The following is a 22,704-nucleotide window of genomic DNA, read 5'->3' as shown; positions in this document are numbered from 1 at the left end:
AAGTGCGATCCCGCCCTGGCCTGCATGATGAGACCACAGATGTAAGCGCCGTATGTACCGAGAGCGTAACCCAATACTGCCATTAGGATACCGACTGGAGCCAATGCTGGGTGGAATGCAGTTGCTACGATAGGAGCCGATGCTGCGCCGCCTACGTTAGCTTGGCTACCGACAGCCATGAAGAACAGTGGTGCACGGATAAGTTTCGCCATCACAATCATTAGAATGGCATGGATAGTTAGCCATGTGATACCAATGAAGAAGTAGCCTGGATTGTCTAAGATAGCCGTCACATCCATTTGCATACCAATCGTTGCAACTAGGATGTAGATGAATGCCGAGCCCACTTTAGACGCGCCACTGTGCTCAAGGCTCCGTGTTGATTTGAAGCATGAAGCGATGAGCGCGAACGTTGTCACCATTACGATCAACCAGAAGAAACCCGATGTTAGGCTGTATTTCGCAAGTTCTGGAGCGTTGGTTGAGATCCACGGCGCAATCATGTCACTGAAAAAGTGAGCTAGGCCGGTAAGACCGAACGCAATCCCCGTGATCTTCATGAGATCGGTTGTGGTTGTTGGGCGAGCGTTCTCTTCTTGGTATTTAGAAACGGTCTCTTTTAGCTCTTCAATAGATGAAGTATCCGCTTTTAACCATGCATCAATCTTCTTCTGACGACCTGCCATGATAAGTAACACGGCCATCCAAATGTTCGCACAGATAACATCAACCGTAATCATTGCAGAGAAGAGTTGGTCATCAACCTCGAACACTTCTTTCATTGCTGCTTGGTTTGCACCGCCGCCAATCCAAGAACCTGCAACGGTTGTTAGGCCACGCCATACGTCACCAGATACAAGGTCAGGGTTAACTTGGTCAATAATCAGAATCGCTAAAGGGCCACCAATGATGATGCCAACCGTACCCGTTAGGAACATGATGACGGCTTTTGAGCCAAGGCCGAAGATTTTGCGTAGATCAGCTGAGATGATCAGTAGAACGAGTGCGCTTGGTAATAGGTAACGACTTGCAACAAAGTACAGCTTTGAGTTTGATGCGTCGATGATGCCTAGGCTGTTCAATAGAGAAGGAACAAAGTAACAGAGCAATAGACCCGGAACGAACGAGTAGAATTTTTTCAGTGCGCTATTTTGGCTACTTTCCGTGATAAAAACACCGCCAAGAATAACAGCTAACATGCCCATTATTACAGCATCATTAGTAATCATTATTATATCTCCTTTAAGGTGAGCGCAGAGGTCTCATTTTTTGAATTGCAGGACTATACCGACAACCGCCATTCGTTACAGATTGTAACGCTAGACATACTTTGAAATGTTTGTGTTAATTTTGATGGTTTGAATTTGTGAATGTCGTGCGTTAATTATTTGATTGGTGAATGAATTTATTAGGGCTTTTGCGGCGTATTTCGATATATGCAATGTAATTCAAGCCTTAGAGAGTGGTCGCTAAGAATTGGGTGGGTGCTTGAATGGTAGGAATGAGTGCATATATAGCCATGTTTATGGTGTGGTTTATGCAGGGGTGGAATGTTTAAATAATGTAAAAATTGAATCCACTTTTGCTATGTGGTCAGAAATTAAAAATCTTAGCTAGATCACACAAATCTCTCGGATTACGAGTGTCAGCACCTGATACTTATGCTCATTTGAGGTTTTGTCGGGGTTAAATGAAAGAAAAAGCGGCTTAAATAGCCGCTTTTGATGCTTGAATAGCATGGTTATCTAGAGCTGTAGTCTAGATTCTGCTTAAGACTCTTCTTCCTCAAAGCCATCTGCATAACCTTTCGGTGGAGGTGTCCAACCACGTTCAGAACGAGAGTGTTTGTCTGAACGGTCTTTTTTCATATCTTCTTTCATTGCTTCTTCAAGGTGAATGAAGATTTGTCGGTAGTTGTTGTCGTAGCGTGGGTTCTCTTCCGCTTCAGACCAAGCTTGGTAAAGCTTTTCAGACTTACGGCTCTCAACGCGTTGATAAGTCGATTTTTGCTGCTCGACGAAGAATGGGTGATGACCCAAAGAACGCAAGGCTTCAGCGCCCATTTCAAGAGCAGAATGGTAGGTCTCTGATTTAACAAAGTCTGCCCCCGCTTCTCTTAGGCGATAACTATGACCTCGGTCGAATGCACGCGCTAAGATTTTCACTTTAGGGTAGTTGTGTTTAACGTATTTGACCAATTCAACACTTGAGTCTTGGTTGTCGATAGCCACAACCAACATTGCGGCTTCTTCGATACCAGCGGTATGTAATAAATCATGACGAGTCGCATCACCAAAGTAAGATTTGATGTTGATTGAACGTAGCAAGTCGACTTGATTAGCTTGATGATCCAAAACCACCGTATTGACATCGTTCGACACCAACAAGCGGTTAACGATTTGACCGAATCGACCAATGCCCGCAATGATTACGGTGCCTTTCTCTTCTATGGTATCTTCTTCGCGGTCGTTAGATTTTTGTTCGTAACGAGGAAGAATCACTTTATCAAATAGAATGAACAGCCCTGGTGTTAGGAACATTGAAAGTGCCACAACCAGCGACAATGTTTGGACGATGTCAGCAGGTAATACGTGGTTTTGAGCTGAGAAGCTTAGTAGTACAAAACCAAACTCACCGGCTTGCGCCAAGCTCAGTGTAAACAGCCAACGGTCACTGTTTTTGATTTTGAATATCAATGCCAATGTAAATAGCACCAAGGCTTTAAGAAGCATAACGCCAAGGGTGAGGCCAATGATCAAACCAAAGCCGTTGAATAGAACATCAAAGTTAATGCCTGCACCTACGGTGATGAAGAACAAGCCAAGTAGCAGCCCTTTAAACGGGTCGATATTGGACTCAAGTTCGTGGCGGAATTCACTGTTCGCTAAAACCACACCCGCAAGGAAGGTACCCAAAGCCGGAGATAGGCCGACTAGGCTCATCAGTGCAGCAATGCCAATCACCAACATCAGTGCGGTTGCAGTAAAGATTTCACGCAGGCCTGAGCTTGCCACGAAGCGGAACAATGGACGACTCAAGAAGTGTCCGCCGACCACAACAATCGCAATAGATGCTGTGATCACAAGGCCATAAGCCCAACCGGGTAGGCCAGCGACGAGGCTTAACTCTTCATGGTGTTCAGAAGCCGAAGCAACCGCGCTTTGTGCAGCTTCAATTAATTCTGGCAAGGCTAATAGAGGGATAAATGCCAACATAGGAATGACGGCAATATCTTGGAACAGTAGGACTGAGAAAGCGTTCTTTCCGCCTTCTGTTTTGGATAGCCCTTTTTCGTTAAAGGTTTGGAGTACAATCGCGGTAGATGACAGTGCGAAGATCAAACCGATAGTCAGTGCGATCGTCCAAGGCTGCCCAAAGAACAGAGCAATACCCATTACAATCGCGGTAGTACCACCAACTTGCAGGCCACCCAGCCCCATAAGTCGGTTCCTCATTGCCCAAAGCATCTTAGGTTCAAGCTCAAGGCCGACTAAGAACAGCATCATAACCACACCGAACTCGGCAAAGTGTTGGATCGTTTTGGTCTCTTCACCTACCAGACCAATGATTGGGCCAATCACAACACCAGCAATGAGGTAACCCAATACAGAACCAAGGCCAAGTCTTTTGGCAATAGGCACGGCAATAACTGCTGCGACTAAGTAGATAAATGCTTGTAGAAAATATCCCGTCATTATTTAACCTCTGCCATTAGTTCTTCTACGTAGTGGTTGAGTTTTTCTGCTTTGCTGGCTTTCTTGATATTGATCTTGCCAGCAACTAACGCCTCTAACAGCACTTTATAGCTATCGACATGCTCTTGAATGCGGTTTTCTTCCAAAGCGGTACGCGAGCCAAATAACGCAAAGGGCGCGAGGTAGTTCATCCCGCACAGAGAAGCGGTTTGTTCGATTGGGTGAAGCAGTTCTCGAATCGTGAAATGGTTGTAACCATCACTTTGGTAGGCATCTTTTTTACCTCCTGCAGTAATGCTACATAACAATTTCTTACCCTGTAGTTCATTGCCTTCGGCGCCGTAGGCGAAGCCGTATTCAAGAACAAGGTCTTGCCACTCTTTAAGAATTGCCGGTGTTGAGTACCAATACAAAGGGAACTGAAAAATGATGATGTCATGGTCTAACAGGCGTTTCTGTTCACGGTCGATGTTGATTTTAAATGTCGGATACTCGGCATAGAGATCGACACAGGTAACACCGTCAACGTGTTTGGCTTGTTCAAATAAGGGTTTGTTTGCTTCAGAACGATGTTGAGAAGGGTGAGCGAATAGCAGCAAGACTCGATTTTTCGACATATAGCCCTCTTTGTCCATTAACGAATAATATTTATTGGAATTATAGATATACAATAATAGAAGAATGGTTGAACAACAACGAATTAGCCCATACTTATCTATCTAGATGCGTGTGTTTTTAGGTACTTAATTATATAAAACATCCGTCAATTTGAGTATTTCTGGCACAAGCCGCCGATGACTGAGTAAAACTAATTATTCACGAATAGTAAAAGCGAATATGGGCATTTTATGTCACCGTTGGTGGGTAACGTAAATAATCCAATAACCCTACATAGAACGATAATGAATAAAGGAAAAACTATGAGCATGGACTTGCGTCAACAATGTGATTTGTTGCTTTCCGGTCACCTAGAACCGACTCCAGCACAAACATTCGCTCAGATGGCTGAATGGTGTGAGACACACAATGTGAGCCATGATAGCTACGGCGATGGTGAGTTTATCGAGAGCTTCGAAAACAAAGTCGCGGAACTGCTAGGTTATGAAGCGGCTGTATTTGTGATTACTGCCACCATGAATCAACCAACAGCATTAGAAATTGCGTGCCAAGAGAAAAGAAACCCAGTAGTGGCGATGCATGAATCGAGTCATATTATGCGTCATGAACGCCAAGGGTATCAGCTCCAAAACCGATTCAACGTACTTCCCGTTGGCAACGTATTTCGCACTTGGAATGTTGATGACTTAAAGGCGTGGCCTGATGAGATTGCAGCCGCTCTATATGAATTACCCATGCGTGAAATCGGCGGCCAATTACCAGAATGGGATGAGCTTGAAGCGATCAAGCAGTACTGCAAAGAACAATCAATTCACCTTCATATGGATGGTGCGCGTTTGTGGGAATGCGGCGCCTATTACCAAAAGTCATACAGCGAGATTGCTCAGGGCTTCGATAGTGCTTATGTTTCGCTGTACAAAGGTCTCAATGGCCTTGGTGGTTCGTTATTGTTGGGCGATAAAGCCTTTGTAGCGAAAGCATCTGCGTGGATGAAGCGCCAAGGTGGCAATGTTTATCACCGAACGCCTTATGTGGTTTCAGCAGCAATGCAGTTTGATGAGCGATTAGAGTTGATGCCATCACTGTTTGAGCGAACAAAACAGATCTACCAAATCTTATTAGACTATCCTCAGTTCACTGTTAATCCGCAGCAACCGCAGGTCAACATGCTTCACCTATATTTACCTGTGAGCTATGAAGACGGCATTATTGTGAGAGATAACATAGCGAAGAAACACAAGATTTGGATAGGAAACCCAGCGATCAGTGAGTTGCCAAACCAATGTAAGATTGAATGGTATGTAGGGGATAACCTACTAAATTTGCCTGATCATGAGCTGATAGACATTCTAGATTTTATTAGCGAAGAGCTGATTTGATTAACGAAGAGCTGGCTGAAGAAGAACTGATCTAATTGGAACTGAAATGGATACAGGAAAGGGTTCTTATATCCATTTATATAGCTAGGATGTCCGGCTCTGTTACATATACTGGTTGATGTACACATCAACTAAGAACATGAACACTGGGACTGTGCTGAGAAGTCCGAAGAAGACGATTGGCACCCAGTTTTTCATTTTCTTTTTAGGTTGCTCAGTGTTGTTCATAAATTCGGCCTTCAATTAGTTGTTATAGCTATTGTAGCTGTTTAGCTTTGTGGTACTAAAAATCTAAGAGCATGGTATCAAATAAAATCGATGAGCCCTATGCGGATTTGACGTTTCGTGGCGTGTATCAATCACATAAAATGTAAGTGATTCATAAACGGTTCATAAAGGTTCAACAATAATGAACCTATTAGAACAAGTATTGCCTTACTCGGCATATGAAATAAACAGTATTACAAGATTTGGAGAATACAGAATGAAAACAATAGGAAACATCATTTGGTTTCTGTTCGGTGGCGTATTTATGGGACTAGCTTGGTGGTTCTTCGGACTGCTCGCATTCCTAACCATCGTTGGTATTCCATGGGGTAGAGCATGTTTTGTTATGGGTAACTTCTCATTCTTCCCATTTGGTCAGGAAGCGATTTCGCGTGATGAGCTAACCAATGAAATGGACATCGGCACGAGCCCGCTAGGTGTGATTGGTAACGTTATTTGGTTCTTATTTGCGGGGATCTGGTTGGCGATTGGTCACATCATGTCAGCAGTAGCGTGTTTCATTACTATTATAGGTATTCCGTTTGCGATTCAGCACCTTAAGCTCGCGGTTATCTCATTGGCGCCAATCGGTAAAACCGTTGTCGACAAGCGTGAAGCAGAAGCGGCACGAGTAAGAAACTACAAGGGTTAAGACTACAGTTTAAGCCTTATATAGAACTGAAAAAGCAGATCACATGATGTGCTTTTTTGTGCCTCGTTTTCTATCTAACGATGCCCCAATCTCACAAACACTCACTAGACATTGTTGAACAAGACTTCAAGTCTAAGGGTGATGTTGGCTTCTTCGGTGTGTTTCTCATGAGGTTCTCGTTCCCATTGATAACGAGGGATGAGTTCGTAGAACAGCCACTCTTTCCATACGTTTTGTCGGTAGGTAACCGAAACCTGAGCGTATTCGTAATGATTATGAGGCTCATCCGTTGCATTAATCGTGGCGCTATATTGAAGTGCTTGATCTTGGGCAAGGTAGTGATACAAGGTTAGCCCTGTACCATAGTTTCAACCTTTAAGGTCGTCGTTATATCCTGCAAAGCTTGACCATCGAGCCAAGAAATCATCACTTAAAGAAAGATCAAAGTCGATGTCGCTGATCTCACCAGTCTCTTGTTTTTCTTGATATACACGTTGGGTCAGCCTGAATACGGCATCGGTGGTGAGAGGGTAGGTAAATAGGTAGCGAGCTTCGATACGCGGTTGCAATGTTGCCTTAATATTGAAGCTGCTATAGCCCTTGGCATAAGCATCGTAACGTAGGCCTAACGCACTGTCCAATTCATCTGAATCATTCGGGAAAAAATCCAAGAACTCTTCATCGCTGACAGACTCGTAGATCAACTTTAGGCGTTTACTCACAAAAGGAAGATGCAGACGCGCCTTGAGTTTTGTTGAGTAGTCGACATCGCCACCTTCCGAGTAAATAAAATCGTTATACCAACGGACGGACGTTCCAGCTCTGGCATCTTCGGTAATGCGGTCATCAACAAAAAAACTATCAAACCACAGAGCGGGTTGGCAAAATTTACTGTTCAGGAAATGGTAAGCTTTTTCGACAGGGGCGTCTTCTAACGGCTGACTGTGGCACTCATTTTGCTCCTCTGCTTGAGCGGAGTATGCAAGAAGTGATGCTAATAATGAGGTGCTAGCTATCTTACGACTCAATGGAACCTGTTTGTCATTCTATATATCAATAGTTTAACTATAACTAAGCGATTGCAACAATGCGACTTTTTAGTGATTAGCGAGGAGGATAAAGGTTTGAAAGGGATTGGATAGATAAAAGAAAACGGACTCACACTAATGAACGTATTAGAGCAAGCATTGCCATAATCGGCATATCAAATAAACAGCATTCAAAGATTTGGAGAATACAGAATGAAAACAATAGGAAGCATCGTTTGGTTTCTGTTCGGTGGCGTATTTATGGGACTAGCTTGGTGGTTCTTCGGACAGCTCGCATTCCCAACCATCGTTGGTATTGCTTGGGGTAGAGCATACCACTGAGCATGCTCTTTTTCTTTCCGCATTAGTATTTGCACTCCCACTCCACGAAAAGAGACACCCTCGCAATATAGTGAAACTCTCCAACTTAGCGCCCTTATGCGCAATTGTTAACTGCATGCGGTTGTTTAGTTACCTTTCATCTTTTTGGCTAGCCTTAATGGTGCAGCATCCTTGAAACTCGATAAATGAAAAGTCGGAGGGTGTTATGTCTACAAAATCGAATGTACTCATGCTGTTATTGTGTGGTGCGTCGGTTGGCTGTAGCAATGGTTTCTCTTCTGCAACAAAACCCCATAAAGAGGGTTTTATGCAACAAAATCAGAAGATTACTTATGGAGTCCCGCTTATTCATACCATTGAAGCAAGTACCGTTAGACTAGATGAAGATTGGGTGTTAACGGCAAAACATAATAAGCATTTGCTCGACAATTTAGATCTGGAGGTGATTTATCATCCTGAATGCGATGTGGCATTAATTAAACGTCCCAGGCAAACAGTCATCCAAACTGGGGGTAGTATTTCGTGGCGAGTTTGTCGCTCATATTGGTTATCCAATGACGCGTGAGCCAACGGTTAACGGTGGTTATTACATTGGTGAGATTAATGTCGCAACTTGGCAAGGGTGCACAATGTCTGCATCTACTGGTTTAGTTCGTATCGGCATGTCGGGAGGCGGCGTGTATAACCGACATGGGGAGTTAGTGGGTATTAATCATGGTTACATTCCAGAGACCGTTAAATGGGATTATTATGAACATCACCAACCTGCCGTGTTTGTTTCTTTGCTGTCGGTGAATGATTGGTTGACTGAAGTAACAGGTAATTCGTATTTTGGTGAAGAGTTGTTGTCCAAATTGAGTAAATAGAATAGTTAAGCCGGGAAGAGCGTTGCTTTCCCGACTTAATATAGAGAATATCGTTTACGCCTTTAGCGCGAATTAGTTCGGAATTATCTCCATATATTGGCCGTCTACTAATGCCGAGTAGTTATCTTTAATTAATGAGCCATTAAAAGTACCGCCATTCTCTTCATTGACCCCGTATTGCCCGTGGCAACCACGCTGTAGGCTCAAGCCACTGGTATTGGAGTCATCCCATTCAAAGGTGTCGGTCACAGTTAGATTACCGAGAACCTGGAACATCGAGTTGGATTCACATTCGAAAACGCCACTTGAAACATCACCATCTGACACAAAAGAGCTAGCTTGGGAGATGTAAGTTTCGTTTGTGATGGTGGCATCGCCCCAAACCGAGATTCGTGAGTTACCCCATGCTTCCAGTTCATTACTCACTGTGAGTTCATCGGCTTCTAGAGTCGATCCAGCCTCAACAACGACATTCTCTGCGACGAGATTTGAAACATAAACAAACGAACTACCTATAGCCTCTAGGTTAGTAAAGGATACGTCACCACTATCAACCACAAGGCTAGAGTTTGCATCGGCGATAGCTTGAGGAGCGTTACCTGTAATACTACTACGAATATCAACGCTGGCGTTGCGGTTGAGGTGTAGCGCGAGATTATTCACTGAACCTGAATTGACTCTTAGATAAGAGGTTCGAATTGTTACGTTAGTTTGATATTCATCACCATCAATCACCGCCGTAGGTAAAGTTACATCGTCGAAGCGTACTGATGAACTGTTTCTGGCGAAGAGCATCCCGTCAAGGGTGATGTCTTGGAGCCTCACACTGGATTGACCATCAATGAAAACTGCTTCTGGTTCGTCTTCAGTGGTACCAGCAAGAATACTGGCACTGCTCACACCGACAATTTTTACGTCATTACGAACAATGAATACCGCATTACATGAGCCTGTGACGTTATAAGTCGTTCTGGTGGTGGTATTGCGAGAGTCTTCAAGTGCATCTTTCAGAGAATCAGCGTCGTCATTACAGTTTATATCGACGGTCGAATAGGCATCTGACGAAACGCCAGAGCCTTCCAAACTGGTAACTCTCGCCTCGATAGATTCCACCTCATCCGTTAAATCATCAACCTCAGAGCCTAAGGATGAGATATCTTGGTCAAGCGCGGTGAAGTTTGCATTCACCTCGCTCGCTTTAGCAGGAGTATTGGCGGTAAAAGTATTTGGCACCTCAGCGAATGCACTCGACGTAAACGCGCTGCTAACTGCTGTTGCCAACACAAGTTTCATGGTGGTGTTCATGTTAAATTCCTTATATATCCGTATTCGGTGAGCAGGCGTTTACTGCCAGTTGCTATCATCCCAATTGGTGCTATCCCAAGTTAACACTATGCTGGTTGCACACGCGTCGCCAACGCCATCGTTGTCCGAGTCGGCTTGGTCAGCATTCGCAGTGTTTATGCAGTTATCATCAAGGTTATCGATGCCATCATTGTCTAAGTCACCCGAGCGTGTATCATCGCTTGGATAGTCATCATCTAAGTTGTCGTAACCATCATCGTCGTCATCACCCGCGCGGGTGTTGTCATTTGGATACATGTCGACGTCATTGTCGTAGCCGTCGTTGTCGGTGTCGTTAGGGTACTGATCATCTATGTTATCGATGTCGTCACCGTCGGAATCCCCAGCTCGTGTTGGATCTGTTGGGTATTCATCATCGAGGTTGTCATAGCCATCGTTGTCGTCATCGCCAGCACGCGTGTCATCGTTCGGGAATTCATCCATATCATTGCTGTAACCATCGTTATCGCTGTCATTTGGATAGAGGTCTTCAAGGTTGTCACCCAAGCTATCGCCGTCGGCGTCAACCCATTCATTAGGGTTACCTAAGAACTCGTCGACGCTATCTTTGACGCCGTCTCCGTCTTCATCGGCAATGACGATGTCGGCAGTATTTTCTAAGTTATCCTTGATTTGGTCTGGGGTTTGCTCGTCATCAATGGTATCGAGAATGGCTTTGATTTCTTCGTTGACTCCAGCAACCACAATGCTGAACTTGCCTGCTTCAGAGGAGCCTTCTTCTGTCGCTTTTTGCAGATCTTCTGGATCTGCTGGCAGCACACCTAATTCAACGATTTTTTCAGCGGCATAGGCGGCTTTTGGTGCGCCATCACCTTCTAAGAAATCTCCGAGAACATCATCGACGTCGATACCCAATTGAGTCGCGACTTGTTGGGTTGCATCTTCTATGGAAAGGCTAGAGTCTTGCTCTAATGTGTTATGTACGAGTGTAGAAAGTGGAGTGACAGCGGTTTCTCCTGCTGGTGCTGACATCACGTAGCTTTTTGTGACTGGGCCTTGGTCTTCATCAATGGTTTGTCCTGCGATCGCCTGTACCACAACCGGGTATTGGGAGGGGTTATTGATACCGCTGACATCTAACTCAGCAACACCACCTTCTCCCGATGTGGCGGTGGGCTCTCCGCTATCTAAAACGTAGTTCTTATTGAGATCCAGCCAGATAGTGGCATCACGAAGATAACCGTCAATGGCTGTCACACTATAAGAGCTGGTATCACTAGATGAGTCTGTATCTGAGTCGTCAAAACACCCGACCAGACTCACACTAGCGCTTAGCCCTAGCACAATAGTGAGTGGGTTCTTTTTCATTGGTTCATCCTAAACTGACGTTGTATAGAGTTGTTGCATATGAAAGCTAGGAAACGAATTTCAGTTGTGCAAGGTGCGCAAAGTGGCCATTTTTTTATAAGAATATTAAGGCTTGGTATATATTTGTTTAGCTGATATTTCACCAGCCATATAACATCAAGATAAATAAAGGCAATTAATCAGAGTGTTTTTAGCAACAAGAAAGATGTTGATTGTGCGGGGAGTAGTACGGTCTTCGAAAATAACGAGTGCTATTGTTTGAATGTGTGATCTGTTTCACTTTTTAAGTGTGATGTCACTCGATAAAAAAGCGGGCTCACCAGTGGTAAGCCCGCACTAAAACTAGAATATAAAGTTGCTCTCTTATAACGCTTCTATACGGAAGCTCCTCAAGAGGATGCCACTACTGAGAGTTACATTGCCGCTTCGAAAATCGCAGAGATTTCTTCGTGGGTCGCTTGTTTAGGATTAGTAAAACCACATGCGTCTTTCAGTGCGTTGTCAGACAGAGTAGGGATATCTTCTAGCTTCGCACCAAGTTGCGCGATACCTGTTGGGATGTTCACGTCATTTGCTAGTTGAACAATTGCTTCGATCGCAGCTTCTGCACCTTGCTCTGGTGACATACCTTCAACGTTAACGCCCATTGCTTTTGCAACATCACGTAGACGCTCAGGACAAACTTGCGCGTTGTAGCGTTGAACGTGTGGTAGCAAGATAGCATTACACACACCGTGTGGAAGATCGTAGAAGCCGCCTAGCTGATGCGCCATCGCATGAACATAACCTAGTGACGCGTTGTTGAACGCCATACCCGCCATGAACTGTGCGTAAGCCATTTGCTCACGAGCTTCAATGTCTTCGCCGTGCGTAACCGCTGTTCTTAGGTGTGCTTGCACAAGCTCGATTGCTTTGATTGCTACAGCGTCGGTAATTGGCGTTGCTGCGATTGAAACGTAAGCTTCGATTGCGTGCGTTAACGCATCCATACCAGTTGCAGCAGTTAATGATGCAGGTTTAGCAAGCATCAACTCAGGATCGTTTACTGAGATAAGCGGTGTTGTGTGCTTATCAACGATAGCCATCTTAATGTGACGAGCTTCGTCAGTAATGATGCAGAAACGAGTCATCTCAGATGCCGTACCAGCCGTGGTGTTGATAGCGATCAATGGCATCATTGGCTTTTCAGATTGGTCTACGCCTTCGTAATCTGCAATCTTGCCGCCGTTAGAAGCAACCAGAGCGATACCTTTTGCACAGTCGTGTGGAGAACCGCCACCTAGAGAAACAACAAAATCACAATCGTTGTCAGTCAGCAATTCTAGACCATCGTTCACGTTAGTGATGGTTGGGTTTGGTTGAGTGCCGTCGAATACAACTGCGTCTACGCCACGCTGGCTAAGAAGGTCTTGTACCTGCTTAACTACGCCAATTTGATTCAGGATCTTATCAGTAACGATCAGACCTTTTTTAAAGCCTTGAGACTGAATGCTATCAGCAGCATCCTTCAGACAGCCAGTACCCATGAAGTTGATTGTAGGGATGTAAAATGCAGTAGACATTGGAAAACTCCGTTAATTATTATTTTTAATTTCCTACATGTTGTCGGCATTCAAGTGGTCGACCATTGATCTGGAACAACTTTGATTCCGAACTACCACTTTGTGGCTAGTCGTTGTGATAGGGCTCATATAGCAATCGTTTTCATGGTTTTTGGCTGTGTTCTTTGTCAGTAGTGATTAGCGATAAATTGGCTCCACCAAGAGCAGAATGGTGCTCTATAACAATGAAAATTAAGGTTTTTCATTGAAAGCTGTTTTGGTTAGGCTGGTGTCGACGTTTTATCGGAGTCATCACTGCACTCAATTTGAGGATCTTGCGACTCTTCAGACTCAAGGGTGTCTTCTGGCTCCTCGTCATAGTATTTGACAAGAAATGGGGTGAGCATGACAGATGACGGTAAGAAGTGCTTCATAATACCTCCCGGTACTTAAATGTATTTCTTGTATGGTATTGGTTTAATATGTGGCAAAATTTGCGATACATCATGACTTGCTGCTTGTTTTCTATAAATTATTAGATTTATATACAGGCTCACAGATTTACGAGTAAAGTGATTGCCAGCCTACAAGGCGAAGAGAAAAATTAAGCAAAACTACGATAAAAACAAACACAGCACTGCTCAACAACGCGAATAACAGGACAGAAAATGAAGTACGATTGGATATTCTTTGATGCGGATGAAACCTTGTTCCACTTTGATGCTTTTCAAGGAATGAAGCTGATGTTCTCCCGTTTTGGTGTGGACTTTAGTGAACAGGATTATTCGGTTTACCAAGAGGTTAATTTACCACTTTGGGTAGATTATCAAGATGGCCGCATTACGGCAGCTCAACTGAAGCACGCGCGTTTTGAAAGCTGGGCAACAAAGTTAGAGACAACAACAGCAGAACTAAACAGTGCATTTTTGACCGCAATGGCGGATATCTGTTCTCTGCTCCCAGGTGCAAAAGAGTTGATGGAGTCTTTAAAAGGCAAAGTGAACATGGGTATCATCACGAATGGGTTTACCGAGCTGCAATCTATACGTTTAGAACGCACAGGCATGACAGATTACTTTGACCATGTGATCATCTCTGAAGAAGTCGGTGTCGCGAAACCAGACGCTGAAATCTTTAAACATGCACACAAGCTTGTTGGCTTACCAGCAAAACAACGCGTATTGATGGTCGGAGATAACCCGCATTCAGATATTTTAGGCGGCTTGGATTTTGGTATTGAGACGTGTTGGTTGAACAGCCAAGAGAAAGCAGCACCAGCAGGTATTAACCCTCACTACCAAGTGAAGTCTTTGGCTGACTTGCAAGCTCTACTGCTGGCTTAGTGAATAGTTAACAACTGACCGCCACTAGCGAATACACAATCATAATCGGTTGATTTCTTTAATCGACCAATGCTTTGTAAATTGATTGGCGTTTCGTTAATTGACCAGTGATTTGTTAATTGACTGATACTTCGTAGATTGATAGATACTTTGTAAACAAAGTGTTGATGGCCGAGTACGAAAATGTACTCGGCCAATTATTTTGAACTTGGTTTTACCATAGAGTGACCATCAAAACAGATAAAGGAAAAGGTGTGCTGAAATCTCATCGTTATAGCTGCTACGGTATTATCGCCATTTTACTATGGAGCTGCTTGATTGCTCTGTCTCGTAGCGTCTCAGAACAGCTAGGTCCAATTGGTGGTGCGGCCAGTCTTTATACGGTGAGTTCGCTGTTGTTGGTCTGTGTTATGGGGCTACCTAAGTTTTCACGCTTTTCTAAGTCTTACTTGCTGATTGGCGGCGCCTTGTTCGTTTGTTATGAGATCTTCTTGGCTTTGGCGTTGGGAATGGCGAACAGCCGACATCAAGCGATAGAGATGGCGGTAATCAACTATCTATGGCCGGCACTGACGGTGTTATTTGCGGTGCTGCTGAGCGACAAGAAGATTAACTGGCTGGTTTATCCAAGTATCTTCTTGGCATTCTTTGGTGTGGCTTGGAGCATCAGCGGTGACCAAGGTCTCTCTGTCGACCAAATTGCTGCCAACATTGCGACCAACCCTAAAACCTATTCTATGGCGTTTTTCGGTGCGATTATTTGGGCTGTTTACTGTAACTACACCCAGCGTGTCGCGAAAGGGCAGAATGCGATTGTACTTTTCTTTATCGCTACGGCGATCACTCTGTGGATCAAATACGCATTGAGTGATGAAACCGGCATGGTGATGACAACGAGTGCGGCGATTGATTTAGCGCTAGCTGGCGCTTGCATGGGGGCAGGCTACGCACTTTGGAACACGGCGATACTTGGCGGCAATATGGTCTTCTTGGCGACCATGTCGTATTTCACGCCTATTTTTGCGACCTTACTGTCTTCTATTATTTTGGGTTTGTCATTGAGCATGACGTTTTGGCAGGGCGTTTGTATGGTAACGATTGGCTCTTTAGCTTGCTGGTGGGTAACCAGAGACAAAAAGCCGACGGTTACGGCGTCGGCTTCTAAAAAGGTTCAATCAGAGTCTTAGTCAGCGAGAGGTTGATTGGTTAGCTCTTGGTTCTTAACTCTCGACTCTTAACTCGCGATATTGAGATTCAATTGAAGCTCATAAGGCATCTTCGATAAGCGCCGCTTAAGTTGGCGGCGCGTACGTTCAATATCATCGACCGCAATCGCTTGTTGGTCGTTGGTATGAATATCAACATTGATTCGTAATTCTGGACCAACCTTAGTCACACCCATCAGCTCCAAATCTTGCTCCGCTTCTTTGTCTACCGCGACAACGTTCTTATCTACCGCATCACAAATATCTTTGTTTGCCGACATCATAAGCAGTTCGCGCATCGCCTCACGTAACATGTCGAAAGGCACTTTGATGAAGTAGAAAGACATTAGCAACATCATCATTGGGTCGGCATAGACTGCGTATTCTGCAAGCGGAGAAAAAGTAATTAACCAAGCCGCTACGAAACCCGCTGTTACCGCTACACTCAGTAGCGTATCCATCTGCCACTGCTTAGATTCAGCCTGAATCAGACCTGAAGAAATACGTTTGCTCTTATTCGCGATGTACCACCAAGCGTAACCACAACCCAACACGTTGAAAATACCAAACAGAGTTGCAATAGAAGCATCAACTTCACGACCACCCGTCATTAGGGCACCAATCGCAGAGTAAAGTGAATAACCAACCACAAGCAGAATCACAACGGCTTTAATCGCAATCACAATCGGCTCGATGATAGCTCGACCGAACGGGAACTCTCTATCTGAAGGGCGGTTAATGTATTTTGAAGCAGCTAGTGACAATAAAGTTAACAGTAAGCTGATAAGAGAATAGACACCGTCAAACACTATGACCAGAGAGCCAACGAGAAGACCCAACACCAATCCGCCAATTGCGAAGCCTGATGCTAAAAGGGCTGAGAACAATAGTACTCGATTTTCGTTTTGGCTTTTCCTGTCACACATAATATTTTCCAGATGTTTTTGATAACTTCATTGTTCTAATAATGAGCTAACTTTACAAACTTTATCTGATGATGTTTATATGTCTTATTTAATTCGAACATATAAATCAATAAAATTCAGTGATTTAAGATCAGGGTGTGGTGTCAATAAAGTTGACGTTGAGTGTTTTTTGGTGATGGTGTGCAACTGAAATAGGATCGTTTATGATTAATAAAACACATTAGTCGCTAAGGTCTTATTGGTCTTCTAGATTTGACTGCGACTGCGATGGACAAGGAGTGAATCAATATGAAGTTTGACGATATCAGTGATAATGAGTTGTGGGCGATTGCTAACCCGATCATGGATAATCTGATGGATGGTTCAACTAAGGTTGATCATGAACAGCACTGTCGAGATTTTACTCAAAGGATGAAAGACATTGTTACGCCAGAATATTTAGAAAAGGTGTGTCACCATTATCAGCACAGTAATGGCTTTTTTGCTGAGCGTGAGCAAGTTGCTTTATTTAGACGTTCAGACTCCATCGCTTTTGTGTGGAAACAAGCTTACACCATCGCCAAAGGCGAGTTTGTCGCCGAAATGGTATTGGTTGAAGAAGACGGACGCTACTTAGTGGATCACGTGATGGTTTTCTAGAGCAAGACTTAAGTATGGAGTAAAAGTCGTCCGTCTAGAAATCAAACAAATAATCACTAAGCTGGTCGGCCAACCAATTCATTCCTGGGTGCTCTGCCATGCCAGCCGCGGTAAACATACAGTAGTCTTCTTGTGTTAAACCGTAAGTGTGTTTGATCACGGCAAGCTCTTGTTCACGCAGTAAATGGCGAATCAATGGCTCAGGCATTACGCCCCATGCTTCTTCACGTAGAATCGTATCCAACATAAAGTCGAAGCTAGAGAAGCCAATGTAACGACGCGAGAAGGGCTCAAGCTCAGGATTATCCTTTTCATTAAGATAAACCATGGTTGCTTGCATCGAATTTCTCAGTACTTCATCAGACACTCGTCGCATCGCACTCAAATCATGTCCTTTCTTACATACAGACATCATTCGAATCTTACCAAGCGGGTTGTAGATAATTCTTGGGTCATCGACGCGTTCGTAATCGACACCAAATGCGAAGTCGACTTGCTGAGTTTCAACTAGGTTAGCTAAGTCACCGCTCGATGCGAGAACGAAGTTGAATGAGGTAGAAGGGTACTTGTTATTTAAGGCGTGAGATAAGTCCTGCCACATTTCATCGGGTAGGGAGTCATCTCGTGCTATCCAAATTTCTGCGTTGAATTCGCCCGAAACATGCAAGCAGGTTTGTTTAATACGCGCGGCTGTCACCAACATGCCTTCGCAATCTTTGTAAATCGCTTTACCCGCTTCTGAAAGCTCAACGTGGTTTCCGCTGCGGACGAACAGCTCGACATCTAACTCTTTTTCCAAGGCTTTAATCGACATGCTGAGTTTGGTTCGGTTGCATTCTAACTGGCGTGCAGCTTCAGAAACTGATCCTAAATCAGCAACGGAACAAAAGGCTTGGACTTGAGAAAGGTTCATTTCATTTCCATATTGAGCGGGGGTTGGTGCATATTATCTGAATATTGTGCTGACTATCTTAGAAATAGTCCATCTTTGCATGATAACTCTATGACGAATTGACTAATTTGGTTTACTCTGGGGAAGTTCCGAACCTACAAGAAGTAAAGATGGAGGCCATGATGGCGAAACAATGGGACGAATACGCCGTTGATTGGGATAAAGATCCCGCAACTGCAGTATTCGCACAATCCGTATTTGACCAGTTAACACAGCTCGTTGATTTAAACGGAACCCGTGTCCTTGATTTTGGTTGTGGTACAGGACTACTCAGCCAGAAAATATCTCCTTTAGCAAAAGAGATCATCGCACTTGATATCTCTGAAGGGATGATTGAAGAGTTAGATAAGAAAGAGTTACCTAACGTTGAACCGGTAGTTGATATTTTATCGCGCGGACTTGCAGCGCAGCATCCAGCATTCAGAAACCAGTTTGACCTAGTGGTAGCCTCTTCGGTGTGTGGTTTTATCCCGAACCTACAAGACACAGTCAGTCTGATTTACACGCTGCTTGAAAACGACGGTACGTTTGTACACTGGGATTGGTACTTGGAAAGCGACAGTGAAGACTACGGTGTAAGCCAACAGCGCTCAGAAAATGTATTGAGTGCAGCGGGCTTTGCAGTAGTTGAAGTCTCTACACCGTTCTCGATTGACACTCCACAAGGAGAGTTAAAGGTATTAATGGGTGTTGGACGTAAACAAGCGCTTCCAGATCTGTAATCGTGTGTATGCCTTGAGCTAGCATTCAGAATGCTCATTTAAACTACTAAACCCACATTAACGACTCTAACGTCAGTTATGTGGGTTTTCTCTTTTTGGCGCTATCGTTTTAAACAGAACGAATTAGCGCTTTCTCATTTCTTCACTACTAACTCTGGTTTCTCTATTTCTCTATTTCTCATCTCGCTCATAGAAAACTCAACACCGCTAATTTACAAATTATTTATTTCCATTTTGGAAATGTAGTCTTGCATACATTTCATTAGTGGAAATATAACGGTGAGATATAAAATAAGCCCATAACAACACTAAGGGTTTAATCATGAGCCACCAATCTGCGTCATCTACTTCTTCACCACTTTCAGAGCAACAACAACGCTTTAGCAATATCATTTCAGATGCCAACCTGTCACCAAAACAGAAGTCGAGCTATCTTGCCTTAGAAGCTGAAGCCAGCTTACCGTATATGCCGGTAAGCAAAGAAGTAGAGCAAGCCTTACAACAAGGTGTGCTGTGTGACATGTTTGAAGGGCACGCCCCATTTAAGCCGCGCTATGTACTTCCAGATTATTCTAAATACTTACATCAAGGCTCAGAGTATTTAGAGCTTAGCGCGGCAACCAACTTCGATGAAGCATTGAACATGCTTACCATCCTTTACCACCATGTTCCGTCTGTCACTTCAATTCCGGTTTACCTAGGTCAGTTGGATGATGTGTTGATGCCTTTCGTGGGCGACTTAACAGAAGAGCAGGTATACCAAAAGATTAAGCTGTTCTGGATCATGTTGGATCGCACACTGCCAGACGCCTTTATGCATGTGAATATCGGCCCGACAGACAACATTATCTGCCGTACGATTTTACGTGTAGACGCTGAATTGAAGCAGATCGCGCCAAACTTAACCTTTATGTACGACCCAGCCGTGACACCTGATGATCTACTTCGTCATGCGGCGAGCAACATCTGTGAATGCAGTAAACCACATATTGCAAACTATCCAGCGCATGCCGAGGCTTACGGCGATAAGCGTTTTGGTATTGTGAGCTGCTACAACTCTCTGCCGTTAGCGGGTGGTTCAAACACCTTGGTGCGTATGAACCTTAAGCAAGTGGCGTTGAAGTCTGAGGACAGTGCTGATTTCTTACAACAAGTATTGCCGAACTACAGTGGCATCATGGTTGAGTTGATGAACGTTCGAAGCCGCTTCTTGCATGAAGAGTCTAACTTCTTCGAAGGCTTCTTAACCAAAGAAGGTTTGATCGAAGAGGATCGCTTTGCGCCAATGTTTGGTATTTACGGCATGGCGGAAGCAGTCAACATCTTGTTGGAGAAAGAAGGTCAAGCAGGGCGTTATGGTCACGATGAACTGGCGAATCAGCTTGGTCATCGTATCTCTGAAAAGCTGGCTGAGATCGTTGAACGCTCTGAAGTGAAATATGGATTAGAAGGTAAAGCTCTGCTGCATGCTCAAGGCGGTATTAGCTTAGATGAAGATGTGACGCCGGGTGTCCGTATTCCTTATGGTACCGAACCGGATCCTGTCTCTTACGTTCGTGCAACCGCGGGTCACCATAAGTTCTACACCTCGGGCATCAGTGACATTCTGACCATCGACGAAACAGTGAAATCTAACCCTGAAGCGATGTTTAACCTGTGTAAAGGCGCGATTCAAGCGGGTTACCGAGAGTTCACGGCTAACGTTGCATCAAATGATTTGGTTCGTGTCACGGGTTACATGATTAAGCTATCTGACATTGCCAAATATGACGAGCAAGGCTCACGCACCAATACCACCTTTTTAGGTGCCGAAGCTGCGAAGAACACGGGCATATTAGAGCGTAAACCACGCGTGGCGAGTTTAGAGATGTCGCCGACATACGAATAGCTTTAACGTGCGTGCGTTATGTGTATGGTGCGTTTCGAATACGAACAATGTGAATTATGAAAATTTCTGATCTAACAACTCAAATGGCTAGGGTTAAAAGTAATAAGACAGAAAAACAAGCGAAGGTCAGCCGTGTGCTGACCTTTTCTTGTGTTGATGGACCGGGAAATCGCCTAGTGCTGTTTCTACAAGGGTGCAATTTCGATTGTATAACCTGCCATAACCCACACACTATTAATCACTGTAACCATTGCGGAGACTGCATAAGTGGGTGTCCAAGCGGCGCATTAAGCTCTGTAGATGGTAAGGTGAAGTGGGATCCGGTCGCGTGTACCAACTGCGATCAGTGCGTCGATATTTGTGATCATAAGTCGAGCCCCAAAATCACCACGATGACGGTATCCGAGGTTCTGGAGCTTGTCAGGCATAATCAGTTTTTCTTGAGTGGCATTACCGTTTCTGGCGGTGAAGCGACCATGCAGTTGCCGTTTATCATAGAGCTGTTTCAAGCGATTAAACGTGATCCACAGTTAGCGCATCTCACGTGTTTTATTGATAGTAATGGTTCGCTGTCACTTCAAGGGTGGGACAAGGTGTTGCCTTATCTTGATGGCGCGATGATTGACCTAAAATCATGGCAATCGGAAACACATCAATGGTTAGTGGCTAGAGGTAATCATAGGGTGTTTGAAACCATTAACTACTTAGCAGATAAAGGAAAACTGCACGAAGTTAGGTTGCTACATATCCCAAATAAAAGCGATCTTGAGGACGAAATTGAACAAGTGGGGCGTTACTTGAAGACTCTACCAAGTGATATTCGAATTCGGCTGAATGCGTTTCAGCATCATGGTGTCATTGGCGACGCGTTAGATTGGCCGAAATGCACCGAAAAACAGATGCAGAGCTTTCACGATAAGCTCTACACCATAGTTCAAAGACCGATGCAAACTCCTGAGGTTTATACCTAGTCTTTAGATTTCTTAGGCGGTCAATCAGGCTTCTAAGAACGTTAACTTTCTAAAGATATTAAGTCTCTAAAAATATTAAGCTTCTAAAAACAGGTCACACAACCATTTGATCGCTTGATCATTCATGTTGGGTTTATTCCACACCAAGCTGTACGCCACCTTACCGTAATCAAAAGGCAAGGGCTTGCTCACTAAGCCCTGAGCTTGTTTAGCATGCTCAGCCCACTGTTTAGAGCAAGTGAACAGGAAAGGTGTGTGGTGACACAACACAGCCGCAGCGCCGAAGTCCGCGACCGATATTGCCATCTCTCTTGGTTGGTGGCATTGAACCAAGTTTTGTTCAAAGTAAGGCTGAGACAGTTCGTTATCTAAAATCCCAATGTGCTTGTAATCTAAGTAGCCTTCTACCGTCAGTTCTTGCTGAGCGAGAGGGTGGTGTGCGCCCATCAAACAAACCATTTCATCTGGAAGAATTGTTTCCCAAACCAGCTCTTTGTTATCGGTCGGCGGCTGAGATATATCATGAGGCAACAAGATCAAATTGACCTTGCCACTGAGTAAAGCATCGAAGCCGAGCTGTTGTTTCGAATAGATGTTGAGCTTCGCGTTTGGCGCCAGTTCAGTAGTGATTTTACTTATCTTAGAGGCAAATACTTCGAAGGTACTTTCACGCATCGAAAGTGAAAAACTGCCTTGGTACTCTTGAGGGGTAAAACTCTTTTGATGAAGCAGTCCATTCATGCTTGAAAGAATTGCGTGAACAGTGGGCGCTATCTTCAGAGCAAAGGGAGTCGGGATAAGCTTGGTACCATCTCGATAGAAAAGCTCATCATTCAGGATGTCACGCAACTGAGACAGGGTTTTGCTTACACTCGAAGGGCTGACACAGAGTTGCTCTGAGGTCTGAGTGACGCTGTGGGTGTTCAGCATAATATGAAGCGCAGTGAGGTGCTTAAGGCTCACCCTAGATAAGTGTAAGTAATCCATTTATGACTCA

General features: G+C 44.3%; 21 protein-coding genes and 2 pseudogenes. 11 read left to right on the top strand and 12 right to left on the bottom strand.

Annotated features, from left to right (window positions below):
• The 3 genes from AB4161_RS18145 to AB4161_RS18135 form a co-directional block, all read right to left on the bottom strand.
• Window positions 1-1,229 (bottom strand): DUF819 domain-containing protein (locus AB4161_RS18145; RefSeq protein WP_372083810.1); only part of this gene is annotated, 1,229 nt, incomplete at its 3' end.
• A 540-nt stretch (window positions 1,230-1,769) separates the two neighbouring features.
• Window positions 1,770-3,695 (bottom strand): monovalent cation:proton antiporter-2 (CPA2) family protein, encoded by a 1,926-nt coding sequence (locus AB4161_RS18140; protein ID WP_372083809.1) that lies wholly within the window; start codon window positions 3,693-3,695, stop codon window positions 1,770-1,772.
• Entirely contained in the window at window positions 3,695-4,312 is a 618-nt protein-coding gene (locus AB4161_RS18135) for an NAD(P)H-dependent oxidoreductase (protein ID WP_372083808.1), read from the bottom strand. Before AB4161_RS18135 ends, AB4161_RS18140 begins: the two co-directional genes overlap by 1 nt.
• A gap of 303 nt (window positions 4,313-4,615) precedes the next feature.
• Here AB4161_RS18135 and AB4161_RS18130 point away from each other — a divergent pair, with 303 nt between their 5' ends.
• Complete coding sequence (locus AB4161_RS18130; RefSeq protein ID WP_372083806.1) at window positions 4,616-5,692, top strand: low specificity L-threonine aldolase; 1,077 nt, start codon at window positions 4,616-4,618, stop codon at window positions 5,690-5,692.
• A 102-nt stretch (window positions 5,693-5,794) separates the two neighbouring features.
• Here AB4161_RS18130 and AB4161_RS18125 read toward each other — a convergent pair whose 3' ends face one another.
• Window positions 5,795-5,920 (bottom strand): hypothetical protein, encoded by a 126-nt coding sequence (locus AB4161_RS18125; RefSeq protein WP_017060906.1) that lies wholly within the window; start codon window positions 5,918-5,920, stop codon window positions 5,795-5,797.
• A gap of 256 nt (window positions 5,921-6,176) precedes the next feature.
• Here AB4161_RS18125 and AB4161_RS18120 point away from each other — a divergent pair, with 256 nt between their 5' ends.
• A complete protein-coding gene (locus AB4161_RS18120; protein ID WP_004730224.1) occupies window positions 6,177-6,611 on the top strand; it encodes a YccF domain-containing protein in 435 nt (144 codons plus the stop codon).
• Between the two features lie 104 nt (window positions 6,612-6,715).
• On the opposite strand, the pseudogene AB4161_RS18115 reads toward AB4161_RS18120, so the two are convergent.
• Window positions 6,716-7,639, bottom strand: a pseudogene (locus AB4161_RS18115) (hypothetical protein).
• A 213-nt stretch (window positions 7,640-7,852) separates the two neighbouring features.
• On the opposite strand from AB4161_RS18115, the pseudogene AB4161_RS18110 reads away from it, so the two are divergent.
• The 3 genes and pseudogenes from AB4161_RS18110 to AB4161_RS18100 all read left to right on the top strand — a co-directional run.
• Window positions 7,853-7,972: pseudogene (locus AB4161_RS18110) on the top strand (YccF domain-containing protein); the annotation flags it as partial.
• A gap of 214 nt (window positions 7,973-8,186) precedes the next feature.
• Entirely contained in the window at window positions 8,187-8,546 is a 360-nt protein-coding gene (locus AB4161_RS18105) for a hypothetical protein (protein ID WP_372083804.1), read from the top strand.
• Window positions 8,536-8,847, top strand: coding sequence for a hypothetical protein (locus AB4161_RS18100; RefSeq protein WP_372083803.1), 312 nt, complete (start codon window positions 8,536-8,538; stop codon window positions 8,845-8,847). Before AB4161_RS18105 ends, AB4161_RS18100 begins: the two co-directional genes overlap by 11 nt.
• 72 nt (window positions 8,848-8,919) lie before the next feature.
• Here AB4161_RS18100 and AB4161_RS18095 read toward each other — a convergent pair whose 3' ends face one another.
• The 4 genes from AB4161_RS18095 to AB4161_RS18080 all read right to left on the bottom strand — a co-directional run bounded on the left by AB4161_RS18095 (window position 8,920) and on the right by AB4161_RS18080 (window position 13,495).
• Complete coding sequence (locus AB4161_RS18095; protein ID WP_372083802.1) at window positions 8,920-10,152, bottom strand: hypothetical protein; 1,233 nt, start codon at window positions 10,150-10,152, stop codon at window positions 8,920-8,922.
• Window positions 10,153-10,191: 39 nt separating this feature from the next.
• Window positions 10,192-11,520 carry a hypothetical protein gene (locus AB4161_RS18090; protein WP_372083800.1) on the bottom strand — a complete coding sequence of 443 codons (1,329 nt, stop codon included), beginning with the start codon at window positions 11,518-11,520 and terminating at the stop codon, window positions 10,192-10,194.
• A gap of 413 nt (window positions 11,521-11,933) precedes the next feature.
• On the bottom strand, window positions 11,934-13,082 hold the full coding sequence (gene yiaY, locus AB4161_RS18085; RefSeq protein WP_017066575.1) for an L-threonine dehydrogenase: 1,149 nt from the start codon (window positions 13,080-13,082) through the stop codon (window positions 11,934-11,936).
• Window positions 13,083-13,342: 260 nt separating this feature from the next.
• Window positions 13,343-13,495: a hypothetical protein gene (locus tag AB4161_RS18080; protein ID WP_017066574.1), complete on the bottom strand. Its 153-nt coding sequence runs from the start codon at window positions 13,493-13,495 to the stop codon at window positions 13,343-13,345.
• A gap of 234 nt (window positions 13,496-13,729) precedes the next feature.
• On the opposite strand from AB4161_RS18080, the gene yjjG reads away from it, so the two are divergent.
• A complete protein-coding gene (gene yjjG / locus AB4161_RS18075; RefSeq protein ID WP_372083798.1) occupies window positions 13,730-14,404 on the top strand; it encodes a pyrimidine 5'-nucleotidase in 675 nt (224 codons plus the stop codon).
• A 254-nt stretch (window positions 14,405-14,658) separates the two neighbouring features.
• The gene (yddG, locus tag AB4161_RS18070; RefSeq protein ID WP_372083797.1) at window positions 14,659-15,591 is read left to right on the top strand and encodes an aromatic amino acid DMT transporter YddG; all 933 of its coding nucleotides are present in this window, start codon (window positions 14,659-14,661) and stop codon (window positions 15,589-15,591) included.
• Between the two features lie 47 nt (window positions 15,592-15,638).
• Here the strand turns inward: yddG and AB4161_RS18065 are convergent, their stop codons facing one another.
• The gene (locus AB4161_RS18065; protein ID WP_017060900.1) at window positions 15,639-16,535 is read right to left on the bottom strand and encodes a cation diffusion facilitator family transporter; all 897 of its coding nucleotides are present in this window, start codon (window positions 16,533-16,535) and stop codon (window positions 15,639-15,641) included.
• Window positions 16,536-16,823: 288 nt separating this feature from the next.
• Between AB4161_RS18065 and AB4161_RS18060 the strand changes: the two genes are divergently transcribed.
• Complete coding sequence (locus AB4161_RS18060; protein WP_017060899.1) at window positions 16,824-17,174, top strand: hypothetical protein; 351 nt, start codon at window positions 16,824-16,826, stop codon at window positions 17,172-17,174.
• A 34-nt stretch (window positions 17,175-17,208) separates the two neighbouring features.
• Here AB4161_RS18060 and AB4161_RS18055 read toward each other — a convergent pair whose 3' ends face one another.
• Window positions 17,209-18,087 carry a LysR family transcriptional regulator gene (locus AB4161_RS18055; RefSeq protein ID WP_016797108.1) on the bottom strand — a complete coding sequence of 293 codons (879 nt, stop codon included), beginning with the start codon at window positions 18,085-18,087 and terminating at the stop codon, window positions 17,209-17,211.
• A 161-nt stretch (window positions 18,088-18,248) separates the two neighbouring features.
• Here AB4161_RS18055 and AB4161_RS18050 point away from each other — a divergent pair, with 161 nt between their 5' ends.
• From AB4161_RS18050 to AB4161_RS18040, 3 genes are all read left to right on the top strand, one after another.
• Window positions 18,249-18,848, top strand: coding sequence for a class I SAM-dependent methyltransferase (locus tag AB4161_RS18050; protein ID WP_017064785.1), 600 nt, complete (start codon window positions 18,249-18,251; stop codon window positions 18,846-18,848).
• 322 nt (window positions 18,849-19,170) lie between these two features.
• Window positions 19,171-20,736 carry a YjjI family glycine radical enzyme gene (locus AB4161_RS18045; RefSeq protein WP_017060897.1) on the top strand — a complete coding sequence of 522 codons (1,566 nt, stop codon included), beginning with the start codon at window positions 19,171-19,173 and terminating at the stop codon, window positions 20,734-20,736.
• A gap of 56 nt (window positions 20,737-20,792) precedes the next feature.
• On the top strand, window positions 20,793-21,707 hold the full coding sequence (locus tag AB4161_RS18040; RefSeq protein WP_372083795.1) for a YjjW family glycine radical enzyme activase: 915 nt from the start codon (window positions 20,793-20,795) through the stop codon (window positions 21,705-21,707).
• A gap of 75 nt (window positions 21,708-21,782) precedes the next feature.
• Here AB4161_RS18040 and AB4161_RS18035 read toward each other — a convergent pair whose 3' ends face one another.
• Window positions 21,783-22,694 (bottom strand): LysR family transcriptional regulator, encoded by a 912-nt coding sequence (locus tag AB4161_RS18035; RefSeq protein WP_017060895.1) that lies wholly within the window; start codon window positions 22,692-22,694, stop codon window positions 21,783-21,785.
• Window positions 22,695-22,704: the final 10 nt, after the last annotated feature.

Source organism: Vibrio sp. 10N.286.51.E5 (assembly GCF_041469125.1).
Taxonomy (GTDB): Bacteria; Pseudomonadota; Gammaproteobacteria; order Enterobacterales; family Vibrionaceae; genus Vibrio; species Vibrio crassostreae_C.
The sequence above is the reverse complement of the archived record's forward strand: the minus strand, read 5'-3'. Positions and strand labels throughout refer to the sequence as shown.